Below are 225 nucleotides of genomic sequence, written 5' to 3'. Positions count from 1 at the left end.
TTGCCCGCCTCGATCCAGGTCCCGTCCTGCCGATGCCGCGAGATCGCCGTCCCGGCGACGAAGATCGCCATCCGGTCCATCCTCCCGTCCTCGACCGTCACCGCGTAGTCCGCTTTGCTGATCGTCAGCGCCCGGGCGAACGGGGGGTCCGCTCCCCCGAACCGGTAGATCACGTCCGTGTCCGTCTCCGACTCCTTGCGGAACAGCAGAAGTATCGCCAAAGGC

1 protein-coding gene is annotated in these 225 nt (G+C 67.1%); it reads right to left on the bottom strand.

Features of this window, described 5'->3' with window-relative positions:
• Positions 1-225, bottom strand: a 225-nt coding sequence (locus ON36_RS28415) for a hypothetical protein (RefSeq protein WP_043660045.1), incomplete at both ends; no start/stop codon positions are given.

The organism is Nocardia thailandica NBRC 100428, from assembly GCF_000308795.1.
Lineage (GTDB): Bacteria > Actinomycetota > Actinomycetes > Mycobacteriales > Mycobacteriaceae > Nocardia > Nocardia thailandica.
The sequence above is the reverse complement of the archived record's forward strand: the minus strand, read 5'-3'. Positions and strand labels throughout refer to the sequence as shown.